Source organism: Halomonas gemina, assembly GCF_023554995.1.
In the GTDB taxonomy this organism is placed as follows: domain Bacteria; phylum Pseudomonadota; class Gammaproteobacteria; order Pseudomonadales; family Halomonadaceae; genus Halomonas; species Halomonas gemina.
In genome coordinates, this window is sequence record NZ_JAMJPK010000002.1 from 164,986 (window position 1) to 182,562 (window position 17,577).

Sequence of the window (17,577 nt, forward strand, 5' to 3'; positions counted from 1 at the left end):
GGTCAGGGACGACGACTTGTCGCACAATGTAACTTCGTCGTCCCTGCCGGCGAGCATCCCGTAGCCAGAAGTCTGAGAAGGAGATCAGTCATGCTCATCCTGACCCGCCGTGTCGGCGAAACCCTGATGATCGGTGACGACATCACCGTGACCGTCCTTGGCGTCAAGGGCAATCAGGTTCGCATCGGCGTCAATGCCCCCAAGGATGTCGCCGTGCATCGCGAGGAGATCTACCAGCGCATCCAGCGCGAGAAGGCCGATTCCGGCCTCGAGAGCGATGACTAGCACGCGGCCGGTGATCGGGGCGGGAGCGCCATCGCGGGGCCATGGCGAAAAATCGCCCGGGTCGCTGGACAATGGCCTTCTAAAACGGTAGGATACGCACCGTGTCGATGAGGGAGAGGTGGCCGAGTGGCTGAAGGCGCTCCCCTGCTAAGGGAGTAAGGGGTTTATAGCCTCTTCGAGGGTTCGAATCCCTCCCTCTCCGCCATTGTCGTCACGCGAAGGTCAAGCGCCCGTAGCTCAGCTGGATAGAGTACCTGACTACGAATCAGGTGGTCGGAGGTTCGAATCCTCCCGGGCGCGCCACCTTCACTGCGGATGCGGTCGGCGCATGAATCCGATTCATCCCCTGCGACGAGATTGTTCGTTGCCTTACGCGCCCGTAGCTCAGCTGGATAGAGTACCTGACTACGAATCAGGTGGTCGGAGGTTCGAATCCTCCCGGGCGCGCCAGATCTCGACCCGTCCTCCCTGCGAGGGCGGGTCTTCTGCTTTCTGGGCCCGCTGTGCCCAATGTCCTGCGTTCTGCTAGCCGGGTCGGCGTTCCTCGCATGCCGGCCCTGCGATCGTTTGAGGCGCCGTCGTGATGCGACGAGCGCCTCTTTTTTATGCCCGTCTTCGCGGGGCTGTCGCCTTCTGGTGATCCGTCGTCAGGCCGTCGCGCTCCGATGGGGGGAGCGAACGGGGATAGGGGGTCGGATGGCGGCCTCGGGAGGCTCGAGGCCCGCGAGCAGGGCGTCCAGCTCGCGCAGGCGTTTCACGGCCTGGAAGCGGCGGGCCGCCTCGGGGTCGCGCTGGCGCATATGGTTGAGCCACTGCTTGACCAGGGCAGTGACGACACGCGCCGGAAGTGTGCTACGCTGCAATGCAGCAAAGTCGGCGAGGATTTGCGCCCGGGCCCGCCAGGGCGTGTCGGGCAATCGCTCCCCCGTCGCCTGCCAGTGGCGGATGCGCGCCGCCAGCCAGGGATCAGCCAGGGCGCCGCGGCCGAGCATCACGTCGCGACACCCGGAGAGGGTACGGGCCTTCCAGTAGTCCTCCAGGGACCAGATGTCGCCGTTGGCGACCACCGGAATGGAGAGGCGCTGACGGATGCGGCCGATCCACTCCCAGTGGGCAGGAGGACGGTAGCCCTCGTCGCGGGTGCGGCCATGGACCACCAGCTGCCGGGCGCCGGCGTCCTGGGTGGCGAGGGCGCAGGCCAGGGCCAGGCGGCGATCGGAGAAGCCCAGACGGATCTTGGCCGTGACCGGGATCGCGTCGCCCACGGCGCGGGACACCGCCGACACGGCGGCATGAACCCGTCGCGGGTCACGCAGCAGCGAGGCGCCGCCATCGTGACGGTTGACCAGCTTGGCCGGACAGCCGAAATTGAGATCCAGGCCGGTGGCGCCGAGACGCAGGGCCTGGCGAGCATTGGCCGCCAAGGCCTCGGGGTCGGAGCCAAGCAGTTGCAGCTGCACGGGGACGCCGCTCGGCGTGGTGATGCCAGGGCGCGCCAGTTCCGGGCAGTGGCGGTGGAAGACGCGGGGCGGCAGTCGGGCGTCCACCACGCGCACGAACTCGGTCACCACCCAGTCGAAACCGGGAGTGCGGGTCAGCAGGTCGCGGGTCACCGCATCGATGACCCCTTCCATGGGTGCTAGGCCGATCCGCCCGTTATGTAGTAAATTAACAACGCTGACTTCCACCATGACGCCATTGCAATCTGTCGGGGATGTGGCAGGTTATAGCATCCTAAAAAATGCGCAAGCCGGTTTTTCTCGTGAGATCGAGGCCAACTATGCGCAAGAAACAGGAGAACTCGCATGCAGGACTCGCAGCTGCTCAATGAAGGGCTTGCCCTGATGGGCCTCGGCATGGGCTTTGTCTTTGTTTTTCTTACCGTGCTGGTGATCGTCACCACCCTGATGTCCAAGGTCATCGGTCGCTTCTTCCCCGAGCCGCCCGCCCCTGCCGCGACCGGCAATCGCCGCCCGCCGGCGCCTCGCCAGGACGATGACGTGATGGTCGCCATCACCGCCGCGGTGCATCGCTATCGCCGCCGCCACCGTCGCTGAGGCGACCGCTCCCCCTTTCCCCTTTCATCCAACACGACAAGGTCACGACCATGACTGACAAGACACGCCCGCTTGGCATCACCGATGTCGTCCTGCGCGATGCCCACCAGTCGCTGTTCGCCACCCGCATGCGCCTCGATGACATGCTGCCCATCGCCGAGAAGCTCGACCGCGTCGGCTTCTGGTCGCTGGAGTCCTGGGGCGGGGCCACCTTCGACGCCTGTATCCGCTACCTCGGCGAGGATCCGTGGGAGCGGATACGGGCGTTGAAGGCGGCCATGCCCAACACCCCCCAGCAGATGCTGCTGCGCGGCCAGAATCTGCTCGGCTACCGCCACTACGCCGATGACGTGGTCGACCGCTTCGTCGAGCGGGCCAAGACCAATGGCGTCGATGTCTTCCGCGTCTTCGATGCCATGAACGACCCGCGCAACCTGGAGCGGGCCATCCAGGCGGTACGCAAGGTCGAGGGCCACGCTCAGGGCACGCTCTCCTATACCGTGAGCCCGGTGCATACCCTGGATGGCTGGGTCGAACTCGGCAAGACCATCGCCGCCATGGGCGCCGATTCCCTGGCCATCAAGGACATGGCAGGCCTGCTCAAGCCCTACGACGCCTATGAGCTGGTCACCAAGCTCAAGAAGGCGGTGGATATCCCCATCCACATGCAGTGCCACGCCACCACCGGCATGTCCACCGCCACTGCCCTCAAGGCCGCCGAGGCGGGCATCGACAACGTCGACACCGCCATCTCCTCGATGTCCATGACCTACGGCCACAGCCCCACCGAGTCGGTGGTGGCCATTCTCCAGGGCACCGAGCGCGACACCGGCCTGGACCTCGAGCTGCTCGAGGAGATCGCCGCCTACTTCCGCGAGGTGCGCAAGAAGTACGCCGCCTTCGAGGGCTCGCTCAAGGGCATCGACTCGCGCATCCTGATCGCCCAGGTGCCGGGCGGCATGCTCACCAACATGGAGGGCCAGCTCAAGGAGCAGGGCGCCGGCGACAAGCTCGACGACGTGCTCAAGGAGATCCCGCGCGTGCGCGAGGACCTGGGCTTTATCCCGCTGGTCACCCCCACCTCGCAGATCGTCGGCACCCAGGCGGTGATGAACGTGATGATGGGGGAGCGCTACAAGTCGATCTCCAAGGAGGTCCAGGCGCTGCTCAAGGGCGAGTACGGTGCCGCCCCGGCGCCGTTCAACAAGGAGCTGCAGGCGCGCGTGCTGGAGGGGGGCGAACCGATCACCTGTCGCCCGGCCGACAACCTCAGCCCCGAGATGGACAAGCTGACCGCCGAGCTCAAGGAGAAGGCCAGGGCCGAGGGCATTCGCCTGGCCGAGGGCGAGCGCGAGATCGATGACGTGCTCACCTATGCGCTCTTCCCGCAAATCGGCCTGAAGTTCCTCAAGAACCGCGATAACCCCGACGCCTTCGAGCCGGCGCCCCAGGCACCGGGTAAAGAGGCTCCAGGCGCCAGCGCCCGCCTGCCCGCGAAAGCAGAGGCCAAGGCACCGGCGACTCAGGGCACGGCGCCGGCCGGCCCCGAGACCTATACCGTCAAGGTCAACGGCAAGGCCTACGTGGTCGAGGTCGCCGAGGGCGGCGAGGTCGGTGCCGTCCAGGAGCAGGCCGCTCCCGCCCCGTCGGAGGCCGCGCCGGCCGCCAGCGGCGAGACGATCAACGCGCCGCTGGCCGGCAACATCTTCAAGGTCAACGTGCGCGAGGGCGACAGCGTCGAGGAGGGGGACGTGGTGATCATCCTCGAGGCCATGAAGATGGAGACCGAGGTGCGCGCCACCGGCGCCGGCACCGTCTCTGCCGTCAATGTCAGCGAGGGCGATAGCGTCGCCGTCGGTGATGTCCTGATCGAGCTCTGAGGAAGGTCCCATGACGGAGAAACTACTGACGCTGTGGACCGGCTCGGGGCTCTACAACCTGAATGTGGGCCAGGTCGTGATGATCCTGGTGGGGCTGTTGCTGCTCTATCTGGCCATGGCCAAGAAGTTCGAGCCGCTGCTGCTGGTGCCGATCGGCTTCGGCGGTATCCTCGCCAACATTCCCGAGGCGGGGCTGGCGCTGTCGGCGCTGGATCAGGCCATCGAAGTGGCGAGGCCCGCCGTGCTGCAGCAACTCGGGGCCGCCCTGGGGGCGAGCCTGGATCCGCTGGCCGATGTCGAGACATGGCGCGAGACGCTCAAGGGGCTGGCCCATGACGGGGCGGCACCGGAGGAGCTGCGTGCCGCCCGCGACGTGGCGGTCGGCGTCGGCTACGGCGACGGCATGCTCTACAGCTTCTACACGGTGGCTATCGCCTCGGGCATCGCCCCGCTGGTGATCTTCATGGGCGTGGGGGCGATGACCGACTTCGGCCCGCTGCTGGCCAATCCCCGCACGCTGTTCCTGGGCGCGGCGGCGCAGTTCGGCATCTTCGCCACCCTGTTCGGCGCCGTGGGGCTCTCCGCGCTGGGGGTGATGGATTTCTCGCTCAACCAGGCCGCCGCCATCGGCATCATCGGCGGCGCCGACGGCCCCACCTCGATCTATGTGTCGAGCGTGCTGGCGCCGGAGCTGCTGGGCGCCATCGCCGTGGCCGCCTACGCCTACATGGCGCTGGTCCCGTTGATCCAGCCGCCGATCATGAAGCTGCTGACCAGCAAGAAGGAGCGGGAGATCACCATGACCCAGCTGCGTCCGGTGTCGAAGCTCGAGAAGGTCGTCTTCCCGATCGCGATCCTGCTGCTGGTGGCCTTCTTCCTGCCGGATGCCGCGCCGCTGCTGGGGATGTTCTGCTTCGGCAACCTGATGCGCGAGTGCGGGGTGGTGGAGCGGCTCTCCGACACCGCCCAGAACGCGCTGATCAACATCGTGACCATCTTCCTGGGGCTCTCGGTGGGCTCGAAGCTGATGGCCGACAGCTTCCTGGCCCTGGAGACCCTGGGCATCCTGGGGCTGGGCATCGTGGCCTTCGGCATCGGCACCGCCGCCGGGGTGCTGATGGCCAAGCTGATGAACCTGATGAGCAAGATGCCGATCAATCCGCTGATCGGCTCGGCGGGTGTCTCGGCGGTGCCGATGGCGGCGCGGGTCTCCAACAAGGTGGGGCTCGAGGCTAACCCCCACAACTTCCTGCTGATGCACGCCATGGGGCCCAACGTGGCCGGGGTGATCGGCTCCGCGGTGGCCGCCGGGGTGATGATCAAGTACCTGGCCTGATCGGCAGGATCCCGCGGAATCGGAACGGCGCCTTCGGGCGCCGTTCGTCGTGATGGTGGCTCAATCGTCCAGCAGTGCCAGCCGTCCGCGCAGGCGTGTCTCGAGGGCGGACAGGTCGGTGGGGGCGTCGCTGGGCCAGCCCACCCTGAGCACTACCCCATCGGCAGCGTAGTCGGCCTGCTCGACCGGCACCTCCTGCTCGGCCAGCCAGGCGCGGGCCTCGGCCTCGCCGGCGAAGTCGACCCGCAGGCGCAGCGGGGTGCGTTCGACCACCGTGCGGCGCGGCAGGGCCTCCAGGCCCTCGGCGACGGCGCGGGAGTAGGCGCGTGCCAGGCCGCCGGTGCCGAGCTTGGTGCCGCCGAAGTAGCGGGTCACCACGCAGCCGATCTGGCCCAGGCTCGCGCCCTCCAGCACCTGGAACATGGGGCGCCCGGCGGTGCCGCCGGGTTCTCCATCGTCGGAGAAGCCGTTGGCGGTCTGCTCGCCGGGCGGGCCGGCGATGAAGGCACTGCAGTGGTGGCTGGCGTTGGGGTGGGTGCGGCGCGCCTCGGCCAGCAGCGCTTCGAAGGCGGCGGTATTCGGCGCATGGCATAGCCAGGTGATGAAGCGGCTCCTCTCCACCTCCAGTTCGCTCTCCTGCCAGCGTCCCGCAGGGACATCGGGAACGGCATAGCGCATCAGGCGGCCAGCTCTGCCTGGCGCACCACGCCCATCACCAGGCCGATCACCTGGATGTCGTCGTTGCGCAGGTAGATGGGGGCCATGCGCTCGTTGGCGGGCTGCAGGCGAACGCCCGACTTCTCGATGTAGAGCTTCTTCAGGGTGACCTCCTGGTCGTTGATCATCACCACGGCGGTCTCGCCGTTCTCGGCGCTCTCGCGACGCTCGATGATGATCACATCCCCGTCGAAGATGTTGCAATCGACCATGGAGTCGCCGCGTACCCGCAGGGCATAGGTGTTGCGGCGCACCATCTGGGTGGGCACCTGGATGCTGCCGGCCTCGGGGCAGGCCTCGATGGGCATGCCCGCCGAGACGCGGCCGAGCAGCGGGATCTCGGTCAGGTCGTCGGGCTCGATGGCCGCCCAGGTGCGGGCCAGTGGGAGGTTGGGGCGGCGTTCCAGGTACTGCGCTGTGACGTTGGGCATGCGATGTCTCCCCTGTCGTCGAAAACTGTCGATACATACAGTGTTTCACGAGCATAGCAGCGGGCCGGAATCTGGCAAGGGATGGCTGTCCACGCAAGCCTTGATCCAGGGCAAGTGCGACCGGCTGACGCAGCCGCCGCGACTGGTAGCCAGGGCCCTTTCCGTGTAGAGTTCCGGGCGAAATTACCCATGCCGGGAGAGTGCCTTGAGCCTGCGTCTGCAAGCCCGAAAGCTGGCCTGTGAGCGGGACGATCGCTGGCTGTTCCGGGACCTTGACCTGGACATCCACGCCGGCGAGATCGTGCGAGTGGAAGGCCCCAACGGCAGCGGCAAGACCACCCTGCTGAAGATCCTTTCCGGGCAGCTGGCCGACTTCCAGGGCGAGCTCTACTGGAACAACCATCCCATGCGGCGCACGCGCCAGGACTTCCTGGCCAACCTGCTCTACCTGGGTCATGCGCCGGGGGTCAAGGCGGCACTGACGCCGCTGGAGAACCTGGCCTGGTACCAGGCCCTGGCGGGCGAGCCCGATGACGAGGCCGCGCGCTTCGCCGCCCTGGCGTCCGTGGGGCTCGCCGGCTTCGAGGACCTGCCCGCTGGCCAGCTCTCTGCCGGCCAGCAGCGCCGGGTGGCCCTGGCCCGGCTGGAGCTGATCCCGCGTCCGCTGTGGGTGCTTGACGAGCCCTTCACCGCCATCGACCGCGACGGCGTGGCGGCCCTCGAGGGTCGCCTGGCGGCCCATGCCCGGCGCGGCGGCTGCGTGCTGGTCACCACCCACCACGAGCTGGCCGACTCTCCGGTGTTGCGCCGCATCCGGCTGGGGCAGGGGGGGGACGATGCCGCACTCTGAGTCACGCCTGGGGCAGGAGCCGGCTGACATGCCGCTGTTCCGGGAACCCGAGGGCGGTGCCGGGGTCGCAATCCGAGCGACGCTGAAGCGTGACCTGGTGCTGATGATGCGCCGGCGCAGCGAGGTGCTCAATCCGCTGGTGTTCTTCGCCCTGGTGATCACCCTGTTCCCGATCGGCATCTCGCCGGACCCGGAACTGCTGGCGACCATCGCCCCGGGCCTGCTGTGGGTGGCGGCGCTGCTCGCGGCGCTGCTCTCCCTGGACAGCCTGTTTCGCAGCGACTATGACGACGGCTCCCTGGAGCAGTTGCTGCTCTCACCCCAGCCGCTGCCGGCGCTGGCGCTGGCCAAGGTGGCGGTGCACTGGCTGCTCACCGGTCTGCCGCTGGCGCTGATGGCACCGCTGCTGGGCATCATGCTGTCGCTGCCGGCGGGCAGCTATGCGGTGCTGGCGCTGTCGCTGGCGCTGGGTAGCGCCAGCCTGAGCCTGATCGGGGCCATCGGAGCGGCGCTGACCGTGGGGCTCGCGCGGGGCGGCGTGCTGCTCTCGCTGCTGGTGCTGCCCCTCTACATACCGGTGCTGATCTTCGGCGCCGGGGCCGTGCAGGCGGCCATCCTCGGCGATGGCGTCTCCGCGCACCTGGCCATCCTGGGTGCGCTCCTGGCAGCGGCGCTGAGCCTCGCCCCCTGGGCGATCGCGGCGTCGCTGCGCATCAGTATCAACGGTTGAGGACGACAATCGGCATGTGGGCCTTCATACACAAGCTCGGCTCCCCCAAGTGGTTCTACGCCATCAGCGCGCGCCTGCAGCCCTGGTTCTGGGGGGCGGCGGCAGTGCTGATCCTGGTCGGCAGCGCCTGGGGGCTGGCCTTCGCCCCGGCGGACTACCAGCAGGGCAACAGCTTCCGCATCATCTACGTGCACGTGCCGGCGGCCTTCCTGGCCCAGTCGATCTTCGTCAGCATGGCGGTGGCCGGTGTCATCTTCATGGTCTGGAAGATCAAGATCGCCGACATGGCGGCGGCGATGATGGCTCCGCTGGGCGCCGCCATGACCTTCGTGGCACTGTTCTCCGGCGCGGTGTGGGGCGTGCCGACCTGGGGCACCTGGTGGATGTGGGACGCGCGCCTCACCTCGATGCTCATCCTGCTGTTCCTCTATTTCGGCGTCATCGCCCTGCGTGGCGCCTTCGCCAGCCGCGACAGCGCCTCCCGGGCCGCCTCGGTGCTGGCCATGGTCGGCGTGATCAACATTCCCATCATCAAGTACTCGGTGGACTGGTGGTACACCCTGCACCAGCCGGCCACCTTCAGCGTCACCTCGCGTCCGGCCATGCCGCTGGAGATGTGGGCGCCGCTGCTGATCATGGTGCTGGGCTTCTACTGCTTCTTCATCGCACTGACCCTGATGCGCACCCGCAGCGAGATCCTGCGCCGCGAAGCGAGCAAGCGCTGGGTGCGCGAGCTGGCCGGGGAGGTTAGCTGATGGCATTCGATTCCCTGTCGGCCTTCCTGGCCATGGGCGGCCATGGCGTCTACGTCTGGGCGGCCTGGGGCGTCACCGGGCTGCTGCTGGCAGGGGTGGTGCTGCATGCCCGCGCCGAGCGGCGAGCGCTGCTGCGCGACCTGCGGCGCCGGGCGCGCCGCGCGCAGCACCATGGCGCATCGGGCACCGCCGCGACACCGGTTTCACATCAAGAGGGCCATGCCCGTGAGAGCTAAACGCAAGCAGAAGCTGTTCGTGATCCTGGGGCTGGTCTCCCTGACGGCCATCGCCGTGGGCCTGACCCTCTACGCCCTGCGCAGCAACATCAACCTCTTCTTCAGTCCGGTGCAGATCGCCGCCGGGGATGCCCCCCTGGAGCGGCAGATCCGGGCCGGCGGCATGGTCAAGGAGGGCACGGTGGATCGCGACAAGGAGAGCCTCGAGGTGAGCTTCACCGTTACCGACTATGTCGACGACCTCGAGGTGCGTTACAGCGGCATCCTGCCCGACCTGTTCCGCGAGGGGCAGGGCGTGGTGGTGGTTGGCGAGCTCCAGCAGGAGGGCTGGCTACGGGCCGATCAGGTGCTGGCGCGTCACGACGAGAACTACATGCCCCCCGAGGTGGCCCAGGCACTGGAGGAGGCCGGCTACGCGCCGGAGGACTACCAGGCCAAGGCCGCCGAGGTGGGCAAGCGGATGGAAGCCCAGGCGGACGACGGCGGCGACGGCCGGACCAATTGAACGGAGTGCCAATGCAGACCCTGATGATCCCTGAAATCGGCCACTACGCCCTGATCATTGCCCTGCTGATGGCGCTGGTCCAGGGGGTGATGCCGCTCGCCGGGGCGGCCACGCGTCGCCCGCTGTGGATGGCCTACGCGCGTCCCATGGCCACCGGCCAGTTCCTCTTCCTGGCCATTGCCTACGCCTGCCTGACCGCCAGCTACCTGCTCGACGACTTTAGCGTGGCCAACGTGGCCAACAACTCCAACTCGATGCTGCCCTGGTACTACAAGGCCAGCGCCGTGTGGGGCAACCACGAGGGCTCGGTGCTGCTGTGGAGCCTGATCCTGGCCGCCTGGAGCTTCGCGGTGAGCCGCTTCTCGCGGGAGCTTCCCCGCGACATGCTGGCCCGGGTGATGGGCGTGATGGGGCTGGTCAGCGTCGGCTTCCTGGCCTTCGTGCTGATCACCTCCAACCCCTTCGAACGGCTGCTGCCCAACGTCCCCCAGGATGGGGCCGACCTCAATCCGCTGCTGCAGGACTTCGGCCTGATCGTCCACCCGCCGATGCTCTACATGGGCTACGTGGGCTTCTCGGTGGTCTTTGCCTTCGCCATCGCCGCCCTGCTGGGGGGGCGCCTGGATGCGGCCTGGACCCGCTGGGCGCGTCCCTGGACCAACATCGCCTGGGCCTTTCTCACCGTGGGCATCGCCCTGGGCAGCTGGTGGGCCTACTACGAGCTGGGCTGGGGCGGCTGGTGGTTCTGGGACCCGGTCGAGAACGCCTCGCTGCTGCCCTGGCTGGCCGGCACGGCGCTGATCCACTCCCTGGCGGTGACCGAGAAGCGGGGGTCCTTCAAGAGCTGGACGGTGCTGCTGGCGATCATGACCTTCTCGCTGTCGCTGATGGGCACCTTCCTGGTGCGCTCGGGGGTACTCACCTCGGTGCATGCCTTCGCCAACGACCCCTCCCGCGGGCTCTTCATCCTGGTGCTGCTGGGCATCACCGTGGGGCTCTCGCTGCTGCTGTTCGCGCTGCGCGCCCCGCGCGTCAGCCACCAGGTGGGCTTCAGCTGGCTCTCCCGTGACGCCCTGCTGTTGATCAACAACATCCTGCTGGTGATCATGACCGTCACGGTGCTGCTCGGCACGGTCTACCCGCTGCTGCTTGACGCCCTGAACCTGGGCAAGATCAGCGTGGGCCCGCCCTACTTCAATGCGCTCTTCGTGCCGCTGACGGTGGTGCTCTGCCTGTTCATGGGGCTGGGCCCCCTGGCACGCTGGAAGCATACCCCGGCCCGCGACCTCTTCCGGCGCAGCTGGCTCGCCGGCCTGGCGGCCCTGGTGATCGGCGCGGTCGCGCCGCTGCTCTATCGCGGCGAGTGGAACCTCAAGGTGAGCCTGGGGGTGGCGGTCGCCCTGTGGATCGTGCTGCCCATGGCCCGCGACCTCTGGGCCAAGTCCCGCCACTCCGCCGGCCGTTTGGCCGGCCTCAGGCGCCTCTCCCTGGCCTACTGGGGGATGATCCTCGGCCACCTGGGTATCGCGGTGACCATCATCGGCGTCACCGTGGTCTCCAACTACGCCATCGAGCGCAACGTGCGCATGGGCGTGGGCGACAGCGTCGCGGTGGCCGGCTACACCTTCACCATGACCGAGCTCGCCAACCGTCGCGGGCCGAACTACCTGGCGGACGCCGCCGAGATCGAGGTGCGCCGCGGTGACAGCCGGCGCAGCTTCACCATGACCCCCGAGAAGCGCCTCTACATCGCCCGCGGCATGCCGATGACCCAGGTCGCGCTGCGCCCGGGGCTGTTCCGTGACCTCTACGTGGCCATGGGCGAGGACCTGGAGGACGGCAGCTGGGCGATGCGCATCCAGTACAAGCCCTTCGTGCGCTGGCTGTGGCTCGGGGCGCTGCTGATGGCCGCCGGCGGCGTGCTGGCCGTGGCGGACCGGCGCTACCGGCGCACCGTGACGGCCCGCGACCCGGAGCGTGCCATGGCCCCGCCCCGGGAGGCCACCACATGAAGCGTCGCCTGCTGCTGCTGCTGCCGCTGGTCGGCTTCCTGGTGCTCGGTGCCTTCCTCTACATGGGGCTGTCGATCAACCCCTTCGATCGCGATTCGGCGCTGATGGCCCGCGAGTTCCCGGCCTTCGAGCTCACCACCCTCGAGGATCCCGAGCGGGTGGTGGACGCCTCGCTGCTCGAGGGCGAGGTCACCCTGGTCAACGTCTGGGGCGAGTGGTGCCCGACCTGCAAGCAGGAGATGCCGCAGCTGCTCGACCTCGCCGAGCGTGGCGTGCGTCTGGTGGGGGTCGACTACAAGGACACTCGCGAGAAGGGGCGCGAGTTCCTCGCCGAGTTCGGCAACCCCTTCGAGGTCAACATCTTCGACCCGGAGGGCAGCCTGGGCTTCGACCTGGGTGTCTACGGTGCCCCGGAGACCTTCCTGGTCGACCGCGAGGGCATCATCCGCTATCACCATACCGGCTATATCCGGCCGGAGGACGTGCGCGAGACGATACTGCCGGAGGTGGAAAGATGGCGTTGATCACCCGACTGCTGCTGTGTCTCCTGTTATGGCTGCCCGCCCTGGGCCAGGCGGCGGTGGAGGTGCGCGAGTTCGATGACCCGGTCACCGAGCAGCGCTACCGAGACCTCACCGCGACCCTGCGCTGCCCCAAGTGCGAGAACCAGGCCATCGGTGACTCCGATTCGCCCATCGCCGGCGACATGCGCGAACGGGTCTATCTCCAGCTCCAGGATGGCCGCTCCGACAAGGAGATCCTCGACTTCATGGTCAACCGCTTCGGTGACTATGTGCTCTACAATCCGCGCCTCGAGGGGCGCACCCTGCTGCTGTGGGGGCTCCCCGCGGGCCTGGTGCTGCTGGGCGCCGTGGTGGTGGTGTTCATGGTTCGCGTCCGTCGGCGCACCTCGGCCCGCGACCTGAGCGCCGAGGAGCGTGCGCGCCTGGATGCCCTGATCAAACGCGAGAGGACCGAATGACCCTGCTATGGATCGCCCTTGCCGTCCTGCTGCTGCCGGCCCTGTGGCTGCTGGTGGCCCCCCTGCGGCGTGCCGCCGCCGTGAGCGCCGCCCAGCGCGACTATGAAGCCAACGACCGCACGACCGACCAGAACCTCGCCATCTACCGCCGCCGACTGGCCTCGCTGGAGGCGGCCCGCGAGCGGGGCGACATCGACGCGGAACGCTTCGAGGAGGATCGCCTCGAGCTCGAGCGCAGCCTGCTCGAGGATACCGAGCACCTGGAGCGCGCGCCGCTGAAGCCGGCCGCGTCCGGCAAGCTGGCAGTGCCGGTCGTGATGGTGGCCGTGGTGCTGGCCAGTCTCGCCTGGTACCTCCAGGAGGGGGCGGAGGGCGACCTCACCCTCTACACGGTCCAGCAGCAGGTGATGAACGACCCCGAGGCCTCGCTGCCGATGCTGGTCGAGCGGCTCGAGGGGCAGGCCGCCCGCCAGCCCGACAACCCCAACGTCTGGCGGGCGCTGTTCCCGCTCTACCGTGACAGTGGGCGCATCGCCGAGGCCACCCGCGCCCTGGAGCGGCTGATCGAGCTCGAGGGACGCCAGCCCTGGCTGCTGGCCGAGCTGGCCCAGATCCGCTATTTCGCCGCCGGTCGCGAGATGACCGACGAGGTCCAGACGCTGGTCGACGAGGTGCTGGCGATCGACCCCGCTCAGCCCACGGTGCTCGGCATGCTCGGCATCGATGCCTTCGAGAACGGCGACTTCGAGACCGCCATCGACCGTTGGCGCCGGGCCATCGCCGGCATGGACGACCCCGACACTGCCGACGCCCTGCGCCAGGGCATCCGCGTCGCCCAGCAGCGCCTGGGGATCGCCCCGGACGAGGCCGAACAGGCCGTCGCCGAGGGGCCCGGCATCGCCGTCCGGGTTCGCCTGGCGGAGGAGCTTGCCGGCCGGCTCGACGACGGCGCCACCGTCTTCGTGGTGGCCCGCGACCTCGAGGGGGAGTTGCCGCCGCTGGCCGTGGCCCGGGCCCGGCTGGACGAGCTGCCGCTGACCGTGGTGCTCGACGACTCGCGCTCCATGTCTCCCCAGGCACGGCTCTCCCAGGTCGACGAGGCACGGCTGATGGTCCGCGTCTCCGAGAGCGGCCAGGCCACGCCCCAGCCCGGCGACCTGCTTGGTACCCTCGAGGGGGCGACGGTGGGCGATACCGAGGGTGAGCCCGTCGAGGTGGTGATCGACCGGGTCGTCGAGTAAGCCGATGCGCCTGAAGTCGATCCGCCTGGTGGGGTTCAAGTCCTTCGTCGACCCGGTCACCGTGCCCTTCGACGGCAACATGACCGCCATCGTGGGCCCCAACGGCTGCGGCAAGTCCAACATCATCGACGCGGTGCGCTGGGTCATGGGCGAGTCGTCGGCCAAGACCCTGCGCGGCGAGTCGATGACCGACGTCATCTTCAACGGCTCCACCGGCCGCAAGCCGGTGGGGCTGGCCTCCATCGAACTGCTCTTCGACAACCGTGACGGCGCCATGGGCGGCGTCTATGCCCAGTACGCCGAGATCGCCGTCAAGCGCCAGGTCACTCGCGACGCCCAGTCCAGCTACTTCTTCAACGGCCAGAAGTGCCGTCGCCGCGACATCGCGGACCTGTTCCTGGGCACCGGCCTGGGCCCGCGCTCCTATGCCATCATCGGCCAGGGCATGATCTCACGGCTGATCGAGGCACGCCCCGAGGAGCTGCGCTCGACCCTCGAGGAGGCCGCCGGCATCTCCAAGTACAAGGAGCGGCGCCGCGAGACCGAGAACCGCATGCGGCGCACCCAGGAGAACCTGGAGCGCCTGGAGGACATCCGCGAGGAGCTCGACAAGCAGCTCGAGCGCCTCAAGCGCCAGGCCGAGGCGGCGCGTCGCTACCAGACCCTCAAGCAGGAGGAGCATCGCCTGAAGGGCGAGCTGGCGCTGCTGCGCGGCCGCGCCCTGCGCGCCAGCCAGACCGAGGAGGAGACTCGCGTCCGCGAGCTCGAGACCGCCGTGGAACGCGAGGTGCTGGGCATGCGCCAGGCCGAGAGCCGCCTGGAAGAAGCCCGCGCCGAGCATGACCGCCTGGCTACCGAGCTCGACGGCCGGCAGTCGCGCTTCTTCGAGACCACCACCGCCATCGCCCGTCTGGAGCAGGACCTGGAGCACACCCGCGCCCGGGACCAGCAGCTGGCCCGCGACCTCGAGGCCGCCCGGAGCGAGCTCGCCGAGCTCGCCCGCCTCGGCGACGACGACAGTGAACGCCTGGCCCGCCTGGACGAGCGCCTCGAGACCCTGGGGCCGGAACAGGAGGAGGTGGCCGAGCAGCTCGCCGAGCTGGAGGCCGCCCTGGAGGAGGCCGAGCCCCGGGCCGAGGAGGCCGACGCCGCCTGGGAGAGCTTCGGCGAGCGCTGGCAGGAACAGAGCCGCGAGGCCGAACGCGCCCAGGACCGGCTGCGCGACCTGGAGAGTCGCCTCGAGCGACTGGCCGCCGACGAGCGCCGCCGTCGCCAGCAGCACGAGGAGCTGCCCGACATCGCCGGGCTGGGCGAGCAGCGTCGCGAACTGGCCGAACGCCATGCCGAGCTCGAGGCACGCCTGGCCGCGCTCGAGGCGCGCCGCGGCGAGCACCAGGCCAGCCGCGACGGCGCCCGGGAACAGGTGCGGGTGGCCGAAGCGGCCCGCGAGGCCGACCGCCAGCGGCGCAGCACCCTGCAGGGCGAGCTGGCCTCGCTGGAGGCGCTGATCCAGGCGGCCCTGGCCGACCACGACGAGGCGCTCGATGCGCACCTGGCCGCGCATGGCCTGGCGCAGCAGCCTCGCCTCGGCGAGGCCCTCGAGGTCGAGCCCGGCTGGGAGGAGGCGGTCTCCTGGGTGCTGGCGCCCTGGCTGCGCGCGCGTCTGGTGTCGCTGCCCGGCGCCCGCGAGGCCCTGGCCTCGCCGCCGGACGCCGAACTCGGCCTGCTTGAGGCCGAGGCCTCGCCTGCCCCGGCCGACAGCCTGGCGGCCCGGGTGCGCGGCGCCGGGGCCGCCGGCCAGTGGCTGGCCGGGATCCGCTGCGTCGCGGACCGCGAGGCGGCCTGGGCGGCCCGCGAGGAGCTGGGGGCCGGCGAGAGCCTGATCACCCCCGATGGCCTCTGGCTGGGCACCGGCTGGGTGCGCCATCGTGGCGCTGGCAATGGCCCGGACGCCCTGCTGGTCAGCCGCCGCCGCGAGGCGGAGGTGAGCGAGACGCTGGCCGAGGTGGAAGCTCGCCTCGCCGACCAGGACCGCCACCTGGAGGAGGCCGCGGCGCGGGTCGAGCAGGCCGAGGCAGACCTGGAGCAGGCGCGACTCGAGGAGCGCGAGCTCGAACAGCAGCGTCAGCAGCTGGCCGTGCAGGAGAGCGGCCTGGCCAGTCGGCTCGAGCACCTGGAGGGGCGCGCCGCCGAACTCGCCGAGGAGCTCGAGGGCCTGGCCGAATCCCGCGAGGAGGCCCTGCTGGCCCTCGAGGAGTCACGCGAGCAGTGGCAGGCGGCGATGGCGCGGCTGGAGGAGGGCGCCGAGACCCGCGAGCGACTCGAGCGGGAAAGGCGCGAGGCCCGCGAGGCACTGGCCGCGCTGCGGGCACGCCAGCGGCCCCTGGCCGAGCAGGCCCAGCGCCTGGCCCTGGAGCAGGAGCGGACCGCCACCGAACGCAATGGGCTGGCCGAGCAGTTGGGGCGCGCCGGCGAGTCGCGGGAGCGCCTCGCGTTGCGGTGTGCCGAGCTCGAGGAGGCGCGCGAAGGGCTCCACGAACCCGACGAGGAGCGTCACGAGCGTCTCGACGAACTGCTGGAGCGTCGCGAGCGCGAGGAGCGGGTGCTCAACGAGACCCGTGCCCGCGCCGCCGAACTGGTCGAGCGGCTGCGCGAGGATGAGCAGGCCCGGCAGGGCCACGAGCGCAGCCTCGAGGGCATTCGCGAGCGCCTCCAGGAGTCGCGCATGCAGGTCCAGGCCCTCTCCCTCAAGGCCGAGGCCCAGGACGAGCAGCTCGCCGAGCTGAACCACGACGCGGCGAGCCTGTCCGATTCCCTTGACCCCAACGCCACCGAGTCCGCCTGGCAGGCCCGGCTGGAGGAGGTCGGCGAGCGGGTCCGCCGGCTGGGGGCCATCAACCTGGCGGCCATCGAGGAGTATGACCAGCAGGCCGAACGCCGCGACTACCTGGAGGCCCAGCATGCCGAGCTCTCCGAGGCGCTGGAGACCCTGGATCGGGCCATCCGGCGCATCGACCAGGAAACCCGGACGCGATTCCGCGATACCTTCGAGCGAGTCAATGCCGGCCTGCAGGCACTTTTCCCGCGAGTATTCGGCGGGGGAACCGCGTGGTTGACCCTGACCGGCGAGGATTTGCTGGAAACCGGGGTAGCCATCATGGCGCGTCCCCCCGGCAAGAAGAACAGCACCATTCACCTGCTCTCCGGTGGGGAAAAGGCGCTCACCGCCCTGTCGATGGTATTTGCCATCTTCCAGCTCAATCCGGCGCCCTTCTGTATGCTCGACGAGGTGGATGCCCCGCTGGATGATGCCAATGTGGGACGCTACGCGAAGCTGGTGAAGGAGATGTCCGACACCGTCCAGTTCATCTACATCACCCACAACAAGATCGCCATGGAGGCGTCGGAACGCTTGATGGGGGTGACCATGCAGGAGCCCGGGGTGTCACGCCTGGTGTCGGTCGGCGTCGAGGAGGCCGCGGCCCTGGCAGAGGCCTGACGGGCTTGAACGTGAACGGCAAACGGGTTAACAAGGAAGACAATGAATACTGCATTGCACG

Annotated in this window: 17 protein-coding genes and 3 tRNA genes; 17 read left to right on the plus strand and 3 right to left on the minus strand. The window is 69.0% G+C overall.

The window, feature by feature from the left end; translation table 11 throughout:
- The first annotated feature begins 90 nt into the window (after positions 1 to 90).
- From csrA to M8009_RS04815, 4 genes are all read left to right on the plus strand, one after another.
- The gene (gene csrA, locus M8009_RS04800) at positions 91 to 285 is read left to right on the plus strand and encodes a carbon storage regulator CsrA (protein WP_089712664.1); all 195 of its coding nucleotides are present in this window, start codon (positions 91 to 93) and stop codon (positions 283 to 285) included.
- 112 nt (positions 286 to 397) lie between these two features.
- Positions 398 to 490: transfer RNA gene (locus M8009_RS04805), tRNA-Ser, on the plus strand.
- A gap of 21 nt (positions 491 to 511) precedes the next feature.
- Positions 512 to 588 (plus strand) — tRNA-Arg (locus tag M8009_RS04810).
- A gap of 70 nt (positions 589 to 658) precedes the next feature.
- Positions 659 to 735: transfer RNA gene (locus M8009_RS04815), tRNA-Arg, on the plus strand.
- A 197-nt stretch (positions 736 to 932) separates the two neighbouring features.
- Here M8009_RS04815 and M8009_RS04820 read toward each other — a convergent pair.
- Positions 933 to 1,919: a tRNA dihydrouridine synthase gene (locus M8009_RS04820; RefSeq protein ID WP_250059627.1), complete on the minus strand. Its 987-nt coding sequence runs from the start codon at positions 1,917 to 1,919 to the stop codon at positions 933 to 935.
- A 171-nt stretch (positions 1,920 to 2,090) separates the two neighbouring features.
- Here M8009_RS04820 and M8009_RS04825 point away from each other — a divergent pair, with 171 nt between their 5' ends.
- Genes M8009_RS04825 through M8009_RS04835 form a run of 3 tightly spaced genes read left to right on the plus strand, consistent with a single transcriptional unit; the run spans position 2,091 to position 5,558 of the window.
- Positions 2,091 to 2,342 (plus strand): OadG family protein, encoded by a 252-nt coding sequence (locus M8009_RS04825; RefSeq protein WP_250059628.1) that lies wholly within the window; start codon positions 2,091 to 2,093, stop codon positions 2,340 to 2,342.
- Between the two features lie 50 nt (positions 2,343 to 2,392).
- Complete coding sequence (gene oadA, locus M8009_RS04830; protein WP_250059629.1) at positions 2,393 to 4,222, plus strand: sodium-extruding oxaloacetate decarboxylase subunit alpha; 1,830 nt, start codon at positions 2,393 to 2,395, stop codon at positions 4,220 to 4,222.
- Between the two features lie 10 nt (positions 4,223 to 4,232).
- Positions 4,233 to 5,558: a sodium ion-translocating decarboxylase subunit beta gene (locus M8009_RS04835; protein WP_250059630.1), complete on the plus strand. Its 1,326-nt coding sequence runs from the start codon at positions 4,233 to 4,235 to the stop codon at positions 5,556 to 5,558.
- Between the two features lie 60 nt (positions 5,559 to 5,618).
- On the opposite strand, the gene M8009_RS04840 is transcribed toward M8009_RS04835, so the two are convergent.
- On the minus strand, positions 5,619 to 6,236 hold the full coding sequence (locus M8009_RS04840) for an IMPACT family protein (RefSeq protein WP_250059631.1): 618 nt from the start codon (positions 6,234 to 6,236) through the stop codon (positions 5,619 to 5,621).
- Positions 6,236 to 6,706 (minus strand): transcriptional repressor LexA, encoded by a 471-nt coding sequence (gene lexA / locus M8009_RS04845; RefSeq protein WP_250059632.1) that lies wholly within the window; start codon positions 6,704 to 6,706, stop codon positions 6,236 to 6,238. The genes M8009_RS04840 and lexA overlap by 1 nt, the downstream gene beginning before the upstream one ends.
- A 205-nt stretch (positions 6,707 to 6,911) precedes the next feature.
- On the opposite strand from lexA, the gene ccmA reads away from it, so the two are divergent.
- The 10 genes from ccmA to smc are packed head-to-tail and all read left to right on the plus strand — an operon-like array spanning position 6,912 to position 17,516.
- On the plus strand, positions 6,912 to 7,556 hold the full coding sequence (ccmA, locus tag M8009_RS04850) for a cytochrome c biogenesis heme-transporting ATPase CcmA (protein ID WP_250059633.1): 645 nt from the start codon (positions 6,912 to 6,914) through the stop codon (positions 7,554 to 7,556).
- A complete protein-coding gene (gene ccmB, locus M8009_RS04855) occupies positions 7,543 to 8,286 on the plus strand; it encodes a heme exporter protein CcmB (RefSeq protein WP_430886888.1) in 744 nt (247 codons plus the stop codon). Before ccmA ends, ccmB begins: the two co-directional genes overlap by 14 nt.
- Before the next feature lie 14 nt (positions 8,287 to 8,300).
- Positions 8,301 to 9,041, plus strand: a complete 741-nt coding sequence (locus M8009_RS04860; RefSeq protein ID WP_250059634.1) for a heme ABC transporter permease — start codon at positions 8,301 to 8,303, stop codon at positions 9,039 to 9,041.
- A complete protein-coding gene (gene ccmD, locus M8009_RS04865; RefSeq protein WP_250059635.1) occupies positions 9,041 to 9,277 on the plus strand; it encodes a heme exporter protein CcmD in 237 nt (78 codons plus the stop codon). Before M8009_RS04860 ends, ccmD begins: the two co-directional genes overlap by 1 nt.
- The gene (ccmE, locus tag M8009_RS04870) at positions 9,267 to 9,782 is read left to right on the plus strand and encodes a cytochrome c maturation protein CcmE (protein WP_250059636.1); all 516 of its coding nucleotides are present in this window, start codon (positions 9,267 to 9,269) and stop codon (positions 9,780 to 9,782) included. The genes ccmD and ccmE overlap by 11 nt, the downstream gene beginning before the upstream one ends.
- Before the next feature lie 23 nt (positions 9,783 to 9,805).
- On the plus strand, positions 9,806 to 11,794 hold the full coding sequence (locus M8009_RS04875; protein ID WP_250060050.1) for a heme lyase CcmF/NrfE family subunit: 1,989 nt from the start codon (positions 9,806 to 9,808) through the stop codon (positions 11,792 to 11,794).
- Positions 11,791 to 12,318: a DsbE family thiol:disulfide interchange protein gene (locus tag M8009_RS04880; RefSeq protein ID WP_250059637.1), complete on the plus strand. Its 528-nt coding sequence runs from the start codon at positions 11,791 to 11,793 to the stop codon at positions 12,316 to 12,318. Before M8009_RS04875 ends, M8009_RS04880 begins: the two co-directional genes overlap by 4 nt.
- A complete protein-coding gene (locus tag M8009_RS04885; RefSeq protein WP_250059638.1) occupies positions 12,309 to 12,776 on the plus strand; it encodes a cytochrome c-type biogenesis protein in 468 nt (155 codons plus the stop codon). The genes M8009_RS04880 and M8009_RS04885 overlap by 10 nt, the downstream gene beginning before the upstream one ends.
- Positions 12,773 to 14,017, plus strand: a complete 1,245-nt coding sequence (ccmI, locus tag M8009_RS04890; RefSeq protein ID WP_250059639.1) for a c-type cytochrome biogenesis protein CcmI — start codon at positions 12,773 to 12,775, stop codon at positions 14,015 to 14,017. Before M8009_RS04885 ends, ccmI begins: the two co-directional genes overlap by 4 nt.
- A gap of 4 nt (positions 14,018 to 14,021) precedes the next feature.
- Positions 14,022 to 17,516: a chromosome segregation protein SMC gene (gene smc, locus M8009_RS04895; protein WP_250059640.1), complete on the plus strand. Its 3,495-nt coding sequence runs from the start codon at positions 14,022 to 14,024 to the stop codon at positions 17,514 to 17,516.
- The last annotated feature ends 61 nt before the right edge of the window (positions 17,517 to 17,577 follow it).

Bases quoted from the DNA above. Each gene is read 5' to 3' on its own strand.
- M8009_RS04835 (WP_250059630.1), top strand. From the start codon at position 4,233: ATGACGGAGAAACTACTGACGCTGTGGACCGGCTCGGGGCTCTACAAC.
- M8009_RS04885 (WP_250059638.1), top strand. From the start codon at position 12,309: ATGGCGTTGATCACCCGACTGCTGCTGTGTCTCCTGTTATGGCTGCCC.
- M8009_RS04875 (WP_250060050.1), top strand. From the start codon at position 9,806: ATGATCCCTGAAATCGGCCACTACGCCCTGATCATTGCCCTGCTGATG.
- oadA (WP_250059629.1), top strand. From the start codon at position 2,393: ATGACTGACAAGACACGCCCGCTTGGCATCACCGATGTCGTCCTGCGC.
- lexA (WP_250059632.1), bottom strand. From the start codon at position 6,706: ATGCCCAACGTCACAGCGCAGTACCTGGAACGCCGCCCCAACCTCCCA.
- csrA (WP_089712664.1), top strand. From the start codon at position 91: ATGCTCATCCTGACCCGCCGTGTCGGCGAAACCCTGATGATCGGTGAC.
- M8009_RS04820 (WP_250059627.1), bottom strand. From the start codon at position 1,919: ATGGAAGGGGTCATCGATGCGGTGACCCGCGACCTGCTGACCCGCACT.
- M8009_RS04860 (WP_250059634.1), top strand. From the start codon at position 8,301: ATGTGGGCCTTCATACACAAGCTCGGCTCCCCCAAGTGGTTCTACGCC.
- ccmD (WP_250059635.1), top strand. From the start codon at position 9,041: ATGGCATTCGATTCCCTGTCGGCCTTCCTGGCCATGGGCGGCCATGGC.
- ccmB (WP_430886888.1), top strand. From the start codon at position 7,543: ATGCCGCACTCTGAGTCACGCCTGGGGCAGGAGCCGGCTGACATGCCG.
- M8009_RS04825 (WP_250059628.1), top strand. From the start codon at position 2,091: ATGCAGGACTCGCAGCTGCTCAATGAAGGGCTTGCCCTGATGGGCCTC.
- ccmI (WP_250059639.1), top strand. From the start codon at position 12,773: ATGACCCTGCTATGGATCGCCCTTGCCGTCCTGCTGCTGCCGGCCCTG.
- M8009_RS04880 (WP_250059637.1), top strand. From the start codon at position 11,791: ATGAAGCGTCGCCTGCTGCTGCTGCTGCCGCTGGTCGGCTTCCTGGTG.
- M8009_RS04840 (WP_250059631.1), bottom strand. From the start codon at position 6,236: ATGCGCTATGCCGTTCCCGATGTCCCTGCGGGACGCTGGCAGGAGAGC.
- smc (WP_250059640.1), top strand. From the start codon at position 14,022: ATGCGCCTGAAGTCGATCCGCCTGGTGGGGTTCAAGTCCTTCGTCGAC.